At 71.3% G+C, this 14,734-nt stretch carries 12 protein-coding genes and 1 pseudogene; 6 read left to right on the top strand and 7 right to left on the bottom strand.

All coding sequences use genetic code 11. The features are described from left to right. The first annotated feature begins 36 nt into the window (after positions 1-36). Together AC2CHE_RS01450 and AC2CHE_RS01445 are read left to right on the top strand one after the other, a co-directional pair. Complete coding sequence (locus tag AC2CHE_RS01450; protein ID WP_484503046.1) at positions 37-2,817, top strand: DEAD/DEAH box helicase; 2,781 nt, start codon at positions 37-39, stop codon at positions 2,815-2,817. A gap of 101 nt (positions 2,818-2,918) precedes the next feature. After that, on the top strand, positions 2,919-3,332 hold the full coding sequence (locus AC2CHE_RS01445) for a type II toxin-antitoxin system Phd/YefM family antitoxin (protein ID WP_484503045.1): 414 nt from the start codon (positions 2,919-2,921) through the stop codon (positions 3,330-3,332). A gap of 91 nt (positions 3,333-3,423) precedes the next feature. Here AC2CHE_RS01445 and smpB read toward each other — a convergent pair whose 3' ends face one another. From smpB to AC2CHE_RS01415, 6 genes are all read right to left on the bottom strand, one after another. Then, a complete protein-coding gene (smpB, locus tag AC2CHE_RS01440; protein ID WP_484503044.1) occupies positions 3,424-3,915 on the bottom strand; it encodes an SsrA-binding protein SmpB in 492 nt (163 codons plus the stop codon). Between the two features lie 94 nt (positions 3,916-4,009). Then, a complete protein-coding gene (locus AC2CHE_RS01435) occupies positions 4,010-4,522 on the bottom strand; it encodes an NUDIX domain-containing protein (RefSeq protein ID WP_484503043.1) in 513 nt (170 codons plus the stop codon). A 170-nt stretch (positions 4,523-4,692) separates the two neighbouring features. Further along, positions 4,693-6,729: an amylo-alpha-1,6-glucosidase gene (locus AC2CHE_RS01430; RefSeq protein WP_484503042.1), complete on the bottom strand. Its 2,037-nt coding sequence runs from the start codon at positions 6,727-6,729 to the stop codon at positions 4,693-4,695. Next, positions 6,726-7,169 carry an SCP2 sterol-binding domain-containing protein gene (locus AC2CHE_RS01425; protein ID WP_484503041.1) on the bottom strand — a complete coding sequence of 148 codons (444 nt, stop codon included), beginning with the start codon at positions 7,167-7,169 and terminating at the stop codon, positions 6,726-6,728. The genes AC2CHE_RS01430 and AC2CHE_RS01425 overlap by 4 nt, the downstream gene beginning before the upstream one ends. Before the next feature lie 265 nt (positions 7,170-7,434). Further along, positions 7,435-7,917, bottom strand: coding sequence for an ATP-binding protein (locus AC2CHE_RS01420; RefSeq protein ID WP_484503040.1), 483 nt, complete (start codon positions 7,915-7,917; stop codon positions 7,435-7,437). A 62-nt stretch (positions 7,918-7,979) separates the two neighbouring features. Further along, a complete protein-coding gene (locus AC2CHE_RS01415; protein ID WP_484503039.1) occupies positions 7,980-8,852 on the bottom strand; it encodes an SDR family oxidoreductase in 873 nt (290 codons plus the stop codon). 216 nt (positions 8,853-9,068) lie between these two features. On the opposite strand from AC2CHE_RS01415, the gene glpK reads away from it, so the two are divergent. Together glpK and AC2CHE_RS01405 are read left to right on the top strand one after the other, a co-directional pair. Then, positions 9,069-10,586 (top strand): glycerol kinase GlpK, encoded by a 1,518-nt coding sequence (gene glpK, locus AC2CHE_RS01410; RefSeq protein WP_484503038.1) that lies wholly within the window; start codon positions 9,069-9,071, stop codon positions 10,584-10,586. A gap of 143 nt (positions 10,587-10,729) precedes the next feature. Further along, complete coding sequence (locus AC2CHE_RS01405) at positions 10,730-12,055, top strand: metallophosphoesterase (RefSeq protein WP_484503037.1); 1,326 nt, start codon at positions 10,730-10,732, stop codon at positions 12,053-12,055. Between the two features lie 21 nt (positions 12,056-12,076). Here AC2CHE_RS01405 and AC2CHE_RS01400 read toward each other — a convergent pair whose 3' ends face one another. Then, positions 12,077-12,883 carry a TetR family transcriptional regulator gene (locus AC2CHE_RS01400; RefSeq protein WP_484503036.1) on the bottom strand — a complete coding sequence of 269 codons (807 nt, stop codon included), beginning with the start codon at positions 12,881-12,883 and terminating at the stop codon, positions 12,077-12,079. Positions 12,884-12,989: 106 nt separating this feature from the next. On the opposite strand from AC2CHE_RS01400, the gene AC2CHE_RS01395 reads away from it, so the two are divergent. Both AC2CHE_RS01395 and AC2CHE_RS01390 read left to right on the top strand, forming a co-directional pair. Next, entirely contained in the window at positions 12,990-13,910 is a 921-nt protein-coding gene (locus AC2CHE_RS01395; protein ID WP_484503035.1) for an ABC transporter ATP-binding protein, read from the top strand. Continuing rightward, positions 13,907-14,734 (top strand): annotated as a pseudogene (locus AC2CHE_RS01390) (anibiotic ABC transporter); the annotation flags it as partial. The gene AC2CHE_RS01395 and the pseudogene AC2CHE_RS01390, both read left to right, overlap by 4 nt.

Raw genomic sequence — 14,734 nt, 5'->3', positions numbered from 1 at the left:
GGGTGCCCGTCGTGGGCACGCACTAATCTTGGGGACATGTCGAGCCCCGCCGAGCGGTACGCCGCGGCGCGTCGCCGGGCCGCCCAGGCCTCACAGTTCCCGGCGCTGGAAGAGTTCACCGCTGACCTGGGGTTCGACCTCGACGACTTTCAGCGGGAATCGTGTCAGGCCCTGGAACGGGGCAGTGGCGTACTGGTCTGCGCCCCGACCGGAGCCGGCAAGACGGTGGTCGGCGAGTTCGCCGTACACCTGGCCTTGCGGGGTGCGCCGGGGCGGCCGGCACCGGCCGACGGGGCTCGGCGCAAGTGCTTCTACACCACGCCGATCAAGGCGTTGTCGAACCAGAAGTACCACGATCTGGTCGACCGGTACGGTGCCGAGCAGGTCGGGTTGCTCACCGGCGACAACGCCATCAACGGCGACGCGCCCGTGGTGGTGATGACCACCGAGGTGCTGCGCAACATGCTGTACGCCGGCTCGGCGACCCTCGACGGCCTGGCGTACGTGGTGATGGACGAGGTCCATTACCTGGCCGACCGGTTCCGGGGCGGGGTGTGGGAGGAGGTCATCATCCACCTGCCCGCCTCGGTGACCCTGGTGTCGCTGTCGGCGACGGTCTCCAACGCCGAGGAGTTCGCCGACTGGCTGATCACGGTTCGGGGCGAGACCACCGTGGTGGTCAGCGAGCACCGGCCGGTGCCGCTGTGGCAGCACATGCTGGTCGGCAAGCGGATGTTCGACCTGTTCCACGACGCCGCGGCGGCACGCAAGCACGACGTGCACCCGGAACTGCTGCGCTACACGCGCGACACGATGCGCCGGCTGGATCTCGGTGAGGGACGCTCCGGCAGCTTCGGTGCCGGCCGGCGCGGCCCCCGCTGGCGGGGGCCGCTACGTCCGGACATCGTCGACCGGCTGGACCGCGAGGGACTGCTGCCGGCGATCCTGTTCATCTTCAGCCGGGCCGGCTGCGACGCCGCGGTGCAGCAGTGCCTCGCCGCCGGGCTGCGGCTCACCTCGCCCGAGGAGCGGGCGGAGATCCGCCGGGTGGTGGAGTCCCGGGTGACCGCCATCCCCGGCGAGGATTTGTCGGTGCTCGGCTACTGGGAGTGGCTCGACGGGTTGGAGCGCGGGCTGGCCGCGCACCACGCCGGGATGCTGCCTGCGTTCAAGGAGGTCGTGGAGGAGCTGTTCGTCCGTGGCCTGGTCAAGGCGGTCTTCGCTACCGAGACCCTCGCCCTGGGCATCAACATGCCGGCCCGTTGCGTGGTGCTGGAACGCCTGGTCAAGTACAACGGCGAGGCGCACGTCGACCTGACCCCGGGGGAGTACACCCAGCTCACCGGCCGGGCCGGTCGACGGGGCATCGACGTGGAGGGGCACGCCGTGGTGGTGTGGTCCCCGGAGACCGACCCCCGGCATGTGGCGGGTCTGGCCTCCACCCGGACCTATCCGCTGCGGTCCAGCTTCCGACCGTCGTACAACATGGCGGTCAACCTGGTCGGCAGCGTCGGCGCGGAGTCGGCGCGGGCGCTGCTGGAGTCGTCGTTCGCGCAGTTCCAGGCGGACCGTTCGGTGGTCGGCCTGGCCCGGCAGGTGCAACGCAACACCGAGACGATCGAGGCGTACGGCGTCGAGGCGGAGTGCCATCACGGCGACTTCGACGAGTACTTCGCCCTGCGGGTCGACATCGCCGACCGGGAGCGGGCCATCGCCCGGCAGGGGCAGAGCCAACGACGGGCGGCGGCGGTGGCGGCCCTGGAGCGGCTGCGGGTGGGTGACGTGATCCGGGTGCCGTCCGGGCGGCGGGCGGGCCTGGCCGTGGTGCTCGATCCGGCGGCCGGTGGCTTCAGCGAGCCACGTCCGCTGGTGCTGACCCAGGATCGCTGGGCCGGCCGGATCAGCCCCGGCGACTTCACCACCCCGGCCGAGGTGCTGGCCCGTATCCGGGTGCCGAAGCACTTCAATCCGCGCAATCCGGCGGCCCGGCGGGACCTGGCGGCCCAGGTCAGCGGCACCGGTCTGGACCGGCATTCCCGCCGAGGGGCCCGGGGTCGGCAGTCGGGCGAGGACCACCAGCTCAGCCAGCTGCGTACCGAGCTGCGCCGGCATCCCTGCCACGCCTGCCCCGAGCGGGAGGAGCACGCCCGCTGGGCCGAGCGCCGTCGCCGGCTGGAACGCGACACCGAGGAGCTGCGGCAGCGGGTCGCCGGCCGGACGGGGTCGTTGGCGCGTACCTTCGACCGGATCGTCGCGCTGCTCACCGGCCGCGGCTTTCTCGCCGCCGACGGCGCCGTCACCGATGCCGGCCGGATGCTCGGGCGGATCTGGACGGAGGCGGACCTGCTCGTGGCGGAGTGCCTGCGGCGCGGCGTCTGGGACGGGCTGTCGCCGGCCGAGCTGGCCGCGGCGGTGTCGGTGGTGGTCTTCGAGGCCCGCCGCGACGTCGACGAAAGGGCCTCGCTGCCCCGTGGCGCGGTGGCCGAGGCGGTCGACGCGACCCTGAAGCTGTGGAGTGAGATCGAGGCCGAGGAGGCGTCGCGCGGGCTGGCCGTCACCCGCGAGCCGGATTTCGGTTTCGCCTGGCCGGTCTACCGCTGGGCCCGGGGTGAGGCGTTGGCGAAGGTGCTGGCCAGCGGGCATGAGTTCGACGGCGAGATGCCTGCCGGGGACTTCGTCCGGTGGACCCGACAGGTGGTGGACCTGCTCGGCCAGTTGGCCGACTCCGGTGGTGCCTCGACCGAGCTGCGGGCCACCGCGCGGCAGGCGATCAACGCCGTCAACCGGGGTGTGCTGGCGTACCACTCTCCGGCCTGAACCGGCCCGGTGACCGTGGGAAACGACGCATCGCTGCGCCGGGACCATTCGTCGCGCTGACGGTCGCGGAAAGTGTCGTACCCGGCACCGACCATGTATTCATGGCTGTCCCCGCCCTCACTCCGCGAAACGCCCCGGCGCGCTCGCTGCCCCTTCGCGAGGCGCGCACCCGACTCAGCCAACTCGTCGCCATGGCCGAGCTGACCGACTCGGTCACTGTGGTCACCCGGGACGGCGACCCCCGGCCGGTCGCCGCGATCGTGCCGGCGGCGGCCGCCCGCACCGTCGCTGAGGCCCGCGCCGACGCCGCGCGCCTGGCCGAGGTCACCGCCGGCTGGTCCCGGCGCCTCGACGCTCAGCGGCAGCAGAGCGGGCGTCGGCACGCCGCCGAGCTGCGGGCGGTGACCATGGCGCTCGCCGAGGTCTGGGCTGAGCTGGATCGACGATGCCCGCCGGGCAGTGTTCCCGCGCTGGCCCGGTTACGCGCGGCCCACGCCCAGCTGCTCGCCGACTGAGAGACCGCTGGGGAAACCGTCGCGGGTTCCCGAGGGTCTCCGGGCGTCCCGCGCCGGCCGAGCCGGCCCGAGGGCGAGACCCGGTTGCGGCTCAGCGCCGACCTGGGCGGCCCTTGAGCCGGCGGCCCAGCTCGCGGGCGATCTCCCGGTTCGCGTCGCGTGCGGCAAGCACCTGCCGCTTGTCGTACGACCGTCGGCCCTTGGCCAGCGCCAGCTCGACCTTCGCCCAGCCGCCGGAGAAGTACATCGACAACGGCACCAGGGTGATCCCGCCCTCGCGGGTCCGGTCAAGGATCCGGGCGATCTCCACCCGGCGCAGCAGCAGCTTGCGGGTACGCCGGGGCGCGTGGTTGGTCCAGCTGCCGTAGCCGTACTCGGCGATGTGCAGCCCGTGCAGCATGATTTCCCCGTCGTGTTCCTGCGCGAAGGCGTCCACCAGCGAGACGCGTCCCACCCGCAGCGACTTGACCTCCGTGCCGGCGAGCACGATTCCGGCCTCGTACGTCTTGAGCACGGCGTAGTCGTGGCGGGCCCGACGGTTCGACGCGATCAGAGTCCGCTCGGCGCTGGGGGAGGTGCCCATCCGGGGAGGATAGCTCGCACCGCCGGTCGGCTCGTCGGACACGCCTGGTTCCGGCCACCGACAGCGCGGCCGATAAGCCGGTCGGCCCGGCGGGTCAGACCGGGCGGCGGGCGAGGAAGTCAGCCAGTACCTCGGTGTGGGTGGAGAAGGCCAGCTCGGTCGGTTCGGTCAGCACCAGCCACTCGGTGGCCTCGGCGGTCGGCGCCGACGGCGGAAGATTCTCGGCTCGGCGTACCGGCAGCTCCCCAAAGATCAGCATGGTGCCGCCGGCCGGCGCGCTTTGCACGGTGACCAGCCTGGCACCGGCCGCCTCGGCCTGCAGCCCGGTCTCCTCGCGCAGCTCGCGGACCAAGGCGTCCTCCCACCGTTCGCCGTACTCGATGAACCCGCCGGGCAGGGCGAGCAGCCCTCGGGCGGGTTCGATGTCCCGCCGGACGACGACCACACCGAGACCGGTGGCGGTCAGCACCGGCTGTACGGCCACCGCCACCGGCAGCGGGTTACGCCAGACCTGCTGACCACAGCTCGCGCAGAGCCGGGGCCAGCCGACCGGCGGCGGGTAGCCCGCGCCGCAGTACGAACAATGCGAGTACGCCACGCCAGTCATGCCGCAGCACGTTACTCGGCGGGCGGGCACCGCCGGCAGCGGAGCCCGGGGAGGCCCCACCGGCGTCCGGAGGGGGCCTTGACAGCGCAATCGACCTGGTCGGTGGCGGCACGGACCGCTCGGGCGGCGGATCGGCTCACCGCTTATCACCGCGCGCTGCTGGCGAACCGTCAAACGCGGGCGTTGCCGATCGCGTCCTTACGACCCCAGCGTCCGGGTATGTTCAGCAGCTCGATCCGGCCGAAGCGCAACGGGATCTCCGGATGCACCACCAGATGGTCGCCGTGCGGCTCCAGGCCGAGCAGGGTGCGCAGCAGCAGAAAGGTGGCACCGGTGGCGGATGCCTGGGGGCTGTTCGCAGCCGGGTACGGCACCGGAAAGCGGGTAAGTTCCCGGTCGTATCCGGCGAAGGCCTCCGGCATCCGCCCGGCGAAATGCTGGGACGCCTCGATGACGGACTCCGCGATCACCCCCGCCTCCTCGACGAACCCGTAGTGGCGCAGTCCACGGGCGATCAGCGAGTTGTCGAATGGCCACACCGCACCGACGTGGTACCCGAGCGGGTTGTAGCTGGCCTGCCCGGTGGCCAGCGTCCGTACCCCCCAGCCGGAGAAGAGCCGGGGCCCGAGCAGATGAGCGGCGACCGCGGCGGCCCGGGAGGTGTCCACGATGCCACTCCACAGCAGGTGCCCCATGTTCGACGCCAGCGCGTCCACCTGGTCACCGTCGGGGCCGAGCGCCAGCGCGAAGTACTCGCCCCCGTCGATCCAGAAGTCCTGGTTGAACCGTCGCTTGAGCTGCTCGGCCTGCTGTTCCAGACGGTCGGCGTACACCGGGTCGCCCCAGAACTCGCGAGCCAGCCGGGCACCGCGCCGCTTGGCGTCGTACGCGTACCCCTGCAGCTCGCAGGTGGCGCGGGGCAGCCCCGGCAGCCGGCCGTCGCGGTAGCAGATCGCCTCGGGCGAGTCCTTCCAGCAGTGGTTCTGCGCCCCGCTCTCGTCGTTGCGTGGCTGGTACCAGAGGTAGCCGTCGCCGCGCAGGTCGCCGTACTCGTCGATCCAGTGCAACGCCGCGCGGGCGGCGTCCTCCAGGTCCCGCACCAGCGCGGCGTCGCCGGTCCAGCGCTCGTACTCGTCCAGCAGCACGATGAACAGGGGGGTCACGTCCGCTCCGCCGAAGTACGGGGACTGGGGACGATGTTCGAAGGCGGCCATCTCCCCGTACCGGAACTCGTTGAGGATCTTGCCGGGTTCCTCGTCCCGGAAGTCGTCGAGCACCGTGCCCTGGTCGATGGCGAGCAGGCGCAGGGTGGTCGCCGCCAGGTGGGGAACGAACGGCAGGGCCTGGTAGGAGGTGAGCAGGTTGTCGCGGCCGATGATGGTGGCCGACCAGGGCAACCCGGCGGCGAGCATGGTCTCGTGCGGCAGCGCCAGCGGAGAGTAACGCAGGCCGGCCAGGTCTTCCAGCCCGCGCCGGTAGGTGGTGCACAACGACTTCCATTCGCAGAACAACTGGGGGGCTTGGGCGATCCACTCGCTGAGGTCCTGGTGCAACTCGGTGCCGGCATAGCCGTTCGGATGCAGCAGCCGTCTCCGCACGTCCGTCCCGTCCGGACGCAGCACCAGCCCTTGCACCCGCAGGGTCGTACTCCACCGGCCCTGCCGGTCCACCCGGATCCGGAAGGTCAGCCCGCGTTCGTCGAACTCCGCCGGTTCGCTTGTCGAGACGTCGGTGACCCGGTGGAACTTCTCCCGTCGGTAACCGAGCCGCAGACCGTCTGCCGAAACCTCGCGGTAGCCACGCAGCGCCGACCCGCGCGGCCAGACCACGTCGTAGACCGGGGCGAAGTCGCTGTCCACGTCGATGCGCAGCACGTAGTCGACGGGGCTGTTGGTGTGGTTGAGCACGGTGAGGTGCTCGACGAAGGAGCTGTCGGTGATCCACCGGTCGCGGATCACCGAGACCTTCGCGTCGACATAGTGGGTCGGGTGGCCGGGGACCAGAAAGAACCGGATCTTGTAATAGCTCGGATCGTGCACGGCGAGCGGGTGCAGCGGCTCCCCGTCGAGACGCAGCTGCCAGGTGGACAGGAAGCGGGTGTCGAAGGCGAAGAAACCACTCGGATTGGTGGAGCTGAGGACCATGTCGCCGTTGTCCTCGCTCAACGCGAAGATGTTGCCGTCGAGGATGCGGACGAGTTTCCTCACTGCGGTTCCCCGTCACCGGCCGGAAGCGTCGCCTCGCCCGGCGCCGGCTGTCGGTGTTCGGCCAGGGGGCGGGGATGCCGGCGGGCGGCCACCTCGCGGGGGTGTTGGGCGTCGGGCGGTGGCGCGAACAGCCGTTCCAGCATGATGACGAGACGGAACTCACCGTCGGCGGTGAAGTCGTTGCGCAGCCACGCCGGCAGGGGTTTGACCTCGCCGCGGGCCATCCGCAGGAAGAGTCGTGCGTCGGCGTGGATCACCGCGTCCGCATGCGATCGGGCGTCGCGTGACACCATGATCCGGCCCTGGTCGATGGTGACCAGCCAGTGGTCGACCCGGTCGGGGTAGCCCAGCTCGAAACGCACGGTGCCGCAGACCTGGCGAAGCATCCGCCCCCCACCTTCGGCGAGGCCGTCGAAGAAGTCGCGCACCGCCTCCGACATCCCGGCACCTCCTGCGGGGCGTTGCCGGCCGACGAGGGCTGGTGCCAGGGTGGCCCGAGCCGGCGGCGAAGCGCCGGGACAAACTCCTCCGCCACCGTCACCTTAACGGCTTTGGTCCGCTCTGGTGGTGGTCTGCGTTGGCTGGCCATCCTTCAGGTGGGTCCGGGCGATCCGCCCTGCGGCCGGGAACGCCTGGAGATCCTGCCGCACGTGCCGTGCCAGCAGAGGCAGAACGGCTGACCGGGTGGACCGGCCGCCGCACGTCTCACGGGTGCGGCGGTCGGTCCGTGGCCACCTCGGGCTCGTCGCGCAGGCTGGCGGTGACGGTCGCGGTCAGCCCGTCGGGCCGGCGGGTCAGCGTCAACGCCCCGGTCAGGTGACGGGCGAGCCAGAGACCCCGGCCACCCGGGGTGTTCGTCGCCGGCAGGTTCACCGGCAGGTCCGCGCCGCGCTCGTGGCCGTGATCGGTGACCTCGCAGACGAGCAGGTGGGCCCGCCGGAACAGGTCGAGCCGCCCTCGGCCCCCGCCGTGCAACACGGCGTTGGTGACCAGTTCGTGCACGGCCAGGACGAGATCCTCGGCCACGTCGCCGGTGAGGCCGGCGGCGGACACCCGGGCGGTGAGCAGGTGCCGCAGCGCCGTCACGGTCTGCGCGCTGAACGACTCGGACAGCAGTGGGGTCGCCTCGCCGTCGCCGGCGGACGCGTCGCGGGAATCCCGGGCGTCCGGCGGGCCGAGGTAGTTCATGCAGGCAGATTACGTTGTCCACGAGCATCCGCGACCCTTGCCGAGGGGCAACCATCCGGACGCTACTGGCCACCCTCCACCGACGTCCGGCCGAAGGACCGGCCGAGGCGGTGTACCTCCGCCTCCATCTGCCCGGCCAGCTCCGCGCCGCCGAACCGGTCGATCAGCCGGTCGGCGAACCCGCTGAGCACCACCGGACGCAGTGCCTGAGCCAGAGCGACGGACCGTGGCACGTAGACCTTGCGTCGGCGGCCTTCGATGCCGCGTAGCAGCGCCTCGGCGCACCGTTCGACACTGACCGTGGTGTTCAGCGGCCAGGGCAGCTTGCGCTGCGCGACGTGGAACGAGGCGAGGTCGTCGCGGAAGTCGCGCACCAGGTCGGTGTCGATCCAGATCGGGTGCGCGGTGCCCACGGTCAGTCCCTGCCGGCGGTTCTCCAGCCGCAGCACGTTGCCGAACTGCTCCACCCCGGCCTTCGACGCACAGTACGCGGCCATCCCGGGCATTGCGGCGAAGGCCGCCGCCGACGAGACGATCAGGACGTGGCCGCGAGCGGCGCGTACGTGTGGCAGCGCCGCGCTGACCGTGCGTACCACACCGGTCAGGTTGACCTCGATGGTGCGTGCCAGGGCGTCAACCGGGCCGGTGGACACGGTGCCGATGTTGGCGATGCCGGCGTTGGCCACCACCACGTCGATGCCGCCGTAGCGTTGCACGGTCGAGGCGACGGCATCGTCGAGGCCAGCCTGGTCGGTGACGTCGCACTCGTACCAGTGCCCGCCCACCTCGGCGGCGACCTGCCGCAACAGCACCGGTTCCAGGCCGACCGCGGCGACCCGGGCGCCCCGGGCCGCGGCGGCCCGGGCCAGTTGGGCGCCGATGCCCCGCGCCGCTCCGGTGATCAGGATGGTCCGGTCGCGTAGGTCTAGCCGCATGGTGCGCTCCTGGTCCCGGTCGCCGCCGGCGGCGCCCCAGTGGTGGTCTGCCGAACGGTACCGGCCATCCGCCGACCTACCCATCCGGTGCCGGTCCGCCCGCCCGGCCCGCCGCACCCGGCGTCCGTGCAGCCGTTCGTGGTCACTGGCGCGGACATCGGGAAGGATCTACCCCGAGGCCGTACCGCAGCGAGGACCAGGACAAGGAGAAACCGCATGGCTGACTTCGTCGGCGCCGTGGACCAGGGCACCACCAGCACCCGGTTCATGATCTTCGACCACGGTGGCAACGAGGTCGGCCGCCACCAGCTCGAACACCAGCAGATCCTGCCGCGTGCCGGCTGGGTCGAGCACAACCCGCTGGAGATCTGGGAACGGACCCAGACGGTCGTGCGTACGGCGCTGAACACGCACAGCCTGGCGGCGGGCGACCTGGTGGCCCTCGGTGTCACCAACCAGCGGGAGACGACTGTGGTGTGGAACCGGCGCACCGGCCGGCCGTACTACAACGCCATTGTCTGGCAGGACACCCGGACCGATCGGATCGCCGCGGCGTTGGAGCGCGACGGGCGTGGCGAGATCATCCGGCGCAGGGCCGGTCTACCGCCGGCGACCTACTTCTCCGGCGGGAAGATCCAGTGGATTCTGGAGCACGTCGACGGGGTGCGGGCGGCCGCCGAACGCGGTGAGGCGATCTTCGGCAACACCGACACCTGGTTGCTGTGGCACCTCACCGGTGGTACCGACGGCGGCACCCACGTCACCGACCCCACGAACGCCAGCCGGACCATGCTGATGAATCTGGAGACCTTGGACTGGGACGACGAACTGCTGTCCATCTTCGGCGTTCCACGCGCGATGCTGCCCCGGATCGTTCCGTCGTCCGATCCGGACGCCTACGGCGTCACCCTGCCCACCGGCCCCTTCGCCGGCTCGGTCCCGATCACCGGGAACCTGGGCGACCAGCAGGCGGCCACCGTCGGGCAGGTCTGCTTCGCCCCGGGCGAGGCGAAGAACACCTACGGTACGGGCAACTTCCTGCTGTTGAACACCGGGTCGGAGATCGTCCGCTCCGAGGCCGGGCTGCTCACCACCGTGTGCTACCAGTTCGCCGGCCAGCCGCCGGTCTACGCGCTCGAAGGTTCCATCGCCGTCACCGGTTCGGCCGTGCAGTGGCTCCGCGATCAGCTGAAAATCATCAGCAGCGCGGCGCAGAGCGAGGACCTCGCCCGTCAGGTCGACGACAACGGCGGGGTCTACTTCGTACCGGCCTTCTCCGGACTGTTCGCCCCGTACTGGCGTTCCGACGCCCGAGGCGCGATCGTCGGCCTGTCCCGCTACAACACCGACGCGCACATCGCCCGGGCGACCCTGGAAGCCATCTGCTACCAGAGCCGCGACGTGGCCGAGGCCATGGCGCGGGACTCGGGTGTGTCGCTGGAGTGCCTCAAGGTCGACGGTGGGGTGACCGTCAACGACCTCTGCATGCAGTTGCAGGCGGACATCCTCGGCGTGCCGGTGAGTCGGCCCGTGGTCGCCGAGACCACCGCCCTCGGCGCAGCCTACGCCGCCGGACTGGCCGTCGGATTCTGGCGGAACACCGACGAACTGCGGAACAACTGGAACGAGAGCCGGCGCTGGCAGCCGTCCTGGTCGCCGGAACAGCGCGCGGCCGGCTACGCCGGCTGGCGCAAGGCGGTGCAGCGCACCCTCGACTGGGTCGAGGTCGGCTGACCGCACGCACCGCGCGGTAGATCACGTTACGTGAAGGTAAACGTTACTGCGTGTCTATGTCGCGGTGGCGGAATGTCCGGTGGGTTTGCCTTAGCATCCCGTTGTCCGGCAGCTGCCGGAGGTGGGCAACAGGGAGGGCATCTATGCGGATCACGCGCGCGATCATGGCGGTCGTGGTCGTCCTGTCGGCCGGCGTGCTGCCTGGCGCGGCGCACGCGGCGTCACCGTTCACCGTGGTCAACGGCTCGATCCAACCGGCGACGGGCACGCCCCGGCCACCGTCGGGCACCCACGCCACGCTGTGGCACAACGCCAGCTATGCCAGCATTCCGGTGCGAGGCGCCGGCCGGCTGGTCGTCGGGGCGATCGGCGATCACTGCGACGGCTGGCCGACCCTGCGGGTCAGGGCGGCCGGCGAGCTGATCGGCGAGGTCACCGTGACCAGCGCCACCGACTACGGCAGCTATCCGATCGGTGAGCAGCTGCCGGAGGGCTTGCGAGAGGTTCGGGTCGAGCTGGTCAACGACCGGTACACCGGCGCGTGCGACCGCAACGCCCACCTGGCGTACGTGCGGGTGCAGCCGCCGCCGGCGGTCGACGCGACCTTCACCTTCGCCGTGGTCCCGGACACCCAGGAGGAGATGCTGTCGGCCGGTGACACCCGGCTGCGTCAGCGCATCGACTGGTTGGTCGCCCAGCGCGCCACCCTCGACCTGCGTTTCGTCACGCACTCCGGCGACGTGGTGAACTACGACTCATCCGGCCACGTGCAGTACGAACGGGCCCGGGCCGCGTTGCGTCCGCTGGAGACGGCCGGTGTGCCGTACACCCTCGCCGTGGGCAATCACGACACCCAGGCCGCCGGGCCGGACGGGGAACTGCGCAGCCCCGCCGGGCAACTGCTGCGCGACACGACGGTGTTCAACAGGTACTTCACCGCCGGCCGTTTCGGCGCGGTGGGTGGCCAGTTCGAGGCGGGCAAGGTGGACAACGCCTACGCCACCTACACCGCCGGCGGCGTGCAGTGGCTGGTGCTGAGTCTGGAACTGTGGCCGCGCCGGGCGGCCGTGGACTGGGCGAAAACGGTCGTGGCGGCCCATCCCCGGCACAACGTCGTGATCGTCACTCATCACCACCTGGAGAGCGACGCCACGATCGGTCAGTCGGCCAGCTACGGTTCGACAAGTCCGCAGTACGTCTTCGACAACCTCGTGACGCGGTACCCGAACATCCGGTTCGTCTTCTCCGGCCACACCGGCACGGCGGCCTCCCGGGTGGACACCGGCGTGCACGGCAACCGGATCTACTCCTTCCTGCAGACGTTCCACTCCCGCCGGACCAACCCGGTGCGGCTGGTGGAGGTCGACACGACGGCCGACTCGCTGCGTACCTGGATCTACGCCCCGCACACCGACGAGGAGTTTCCAGCGCACGAACGTACGTACGCCGGGCTCGGTCTGGTGCGGTGACCTGCCGGCGATGTCTTAAAACTATCTTGTAACTGTCTCGCTATCCTGGTCCGCTTCGAGGTGGCGGTAGACGGTCGCGCGCGAGACGCCGAACTCGGCGGCGATCTCGTCGGCCGAGTGGGTGCCCGCCCCATGCATCCGGCGGGCCGCCCGTACCTGGTCCGGGCTCATCGACCGAGGTCGTCCCGGCCGTCGCCGGCCCACTCGGTCGGGCGTCGCCGCGACGGTGCCGGTGGGCGCGCCGGTCACCGGCCCGGTCCGGTCGGTCGCCGCCACCTCAGCGGAAGTCTCGCCCAGTAGCCGGCAGGCGCCGTCGAGCATGTCTTCCCGCAGGACCGATGCGGGAACGTCGATCATGAAAACCACCGGATCGCTGCACATGGCGATGGCCTGGACCGCCCGGACCCGGTCCCGGCGTCCGGCGTCCGGTCCGGCGACGATCTCGTTGGCCCGCATGGCGATCTGCACCAGTCGGTGGTAGGTGCTGCCCCGGTCGACGAGCGCGAGGTCGTGGAAGAGCATGCCGAGCGGGCCGCGGTGGGCGAGCATGGTGTCGACCCAGCCCGCCAGCAGCGCCCACCTCGCCTGCCGGCCGGGCAGCGCCCCGGCGGTGTCCAGCAGCGCCTCCAGGTCGCGGATCAGCGGCTCGGCGAGTGCGGCGAGCAGATGCGCCTTGCTGGGGAAGTGGTAGAGGATGGCGGCCTTGGTCAGCCGCAACCGTTCGGCGATCTGTCGCAGCGAGGTGCGTTGGTAGCCCTGCTCGGAGAAGAGGTCCGACGCGGCACCCAGGACCCGGCTGCGCGTGCCGTCGGTCTCGTCCCCGGTCATGCGCCAAGCGTAGTGGCTCCTGACCGCCGGATGGGACGCCTCGCATCGACCCCTTACCATCGGTCAGTACAGTGGCTCGGTAGGCACCGGTACGACGGGAGGCACCATGTCCGTGATCTCCATCGAGAACCTCGTCAAGACCTTCGGCGGCGTACGCGCGCTCGACGGGCTCGACCTGACGGTGGAACCGGGGGAGGTGCACGGATTCCTGGGACCCAACGGATCGGGCAAGTCCACCACCATTCGGATCCTGCTCGGCCTGCTGCGCCGCGACTCGGGGCAGGTCCGCATCCTGGACGGCGACCCGTGGCGCGACGCGGTCGCGCTGCACCGGCGTCTGGCGTACGTGCCGGGCGACGTCAACCTCTGGCCCAACCTCTCCGGCGGGGAAGCGATCGACCTGTTCGGCGCGCTGCGCGGCGGGCTGGACCGGCGTCGCCGCGACGAGCTGCTGCAACGCTTCGATCTGGACCCGACGAAGAAGTGCCGCGCCTACTCGAAGGGCAACCGGCAGAAGGTCGCCATCGTCGCCGCCTTCGCCTCAGACGTCGAACTGTACGTGCTGGACGAGCCCACCTCCGGGCTGGACCCGCTGATGGAGGCGGTGTTCCAGGAGGAGGTCCGCCAGCTCACCCAGGCCGGCGCAAGCGTCCTGCTCTCCAGCCACGTGCTGGCCGAGGTCGAGGCGCTCTGCGACCGGGTCAGCATCATCCGGGAGGGCCGGATCGTCGAATCCGGCACCCTGTCCGAGCTGCGGCACCTGGCGCGTACCACGGTCACCGTCGAGACCGGACGCCCGGCGACCGGCCTGCCGGAACTGCCCGGCGTGCACGAGGTCCGCCCCGTCGACGGTCGCGTCCGGCTGGAGGTCGAACCCGAGCACCTCGACGCGCTCCTGACCCACCTGGTCCGCTTCGAGGTCCGCGCGCTGACCAGCACACCGCCCACCCTGGAGGAACTGTTCCTGCGGCACTACGGCGAGGCCGTCGACGGAGACCGGCAGGCGACGGCCGGAGACACCCGATGAGCGCTTTCACCGGCACCGGCCGGCTCACCCGGCTGGCCCTGCGTCGCGACCGGGTCCGCCTGGCCATCTGGACGCTCGGCAGCCCGCTGATCGGCTACGCCCTCGCGGAGAGCGTGGCCGGCATCTACCCCGACGAGCAGAACCGCATCGGGTACGCCGAGGTGGCGAACACCAGTGTCGTCGCCCGCGCCTTCAACGGTCCGGTCGCCAGCACCGATCTCGGTGCCGTGGTGGTCACGGAGACGTACCTCACCCTGGCCGTGCTCACCGCGTTGCTCAGCACCTTCGCCATGGTCCGGCACACCCGGCAGAACGAGGAGACCGGCCGCGCGGAGCTGCTCGGTGCCGCCGCCGTCGGCCGGTACGCGCTGCTCACCGCGGCCCTGGTCGTCGTGGTCGGTGCCAACATGCTGGCCGGTGCGCTGCTGGCGGTCGCCTTCGTCGGCGCCGGGCTGCCGGCCGCCGGCTCGGTGGCCGCCGCCGCGGCGATCGTCGGGGTCGGCCTCGCCTTCACCGGCCTGGCCGCCGTCACCGCCCAGCTCTCGGTGACCTCCCGGGGCGCCAACGCGCTCGCCTCGGCCACGGTCGGGGTGGCGTTCCTGCTGCGGGCCACCGGTGACGTGCTCGGTGAGCCGGCCGCCGACGGGGTGCGCCTGGACAGCGCCTGGCCGACCTGGTTGTCGCCACTGGGCTGGGGCACCCAGATCCGTGCCTTCGACGACGAGCGGTGGTGGGTTCTCGCGCTGCCGGTCGCCGTGCTGGTCGCCGGGGTCGCCGGGGCGTACGCGCTCGCCGAACGGCGCGACCTCGGCGCCGGCTTGCTC

The sequence above is a fragment of the Micromonospora sp. ATLC16 genome (assembly GCF_057196645.1).
Note: the sequence above shows the minus strand (reverse complement) of the source record. Positions and strands in the feature narration are given on the sequence as shown.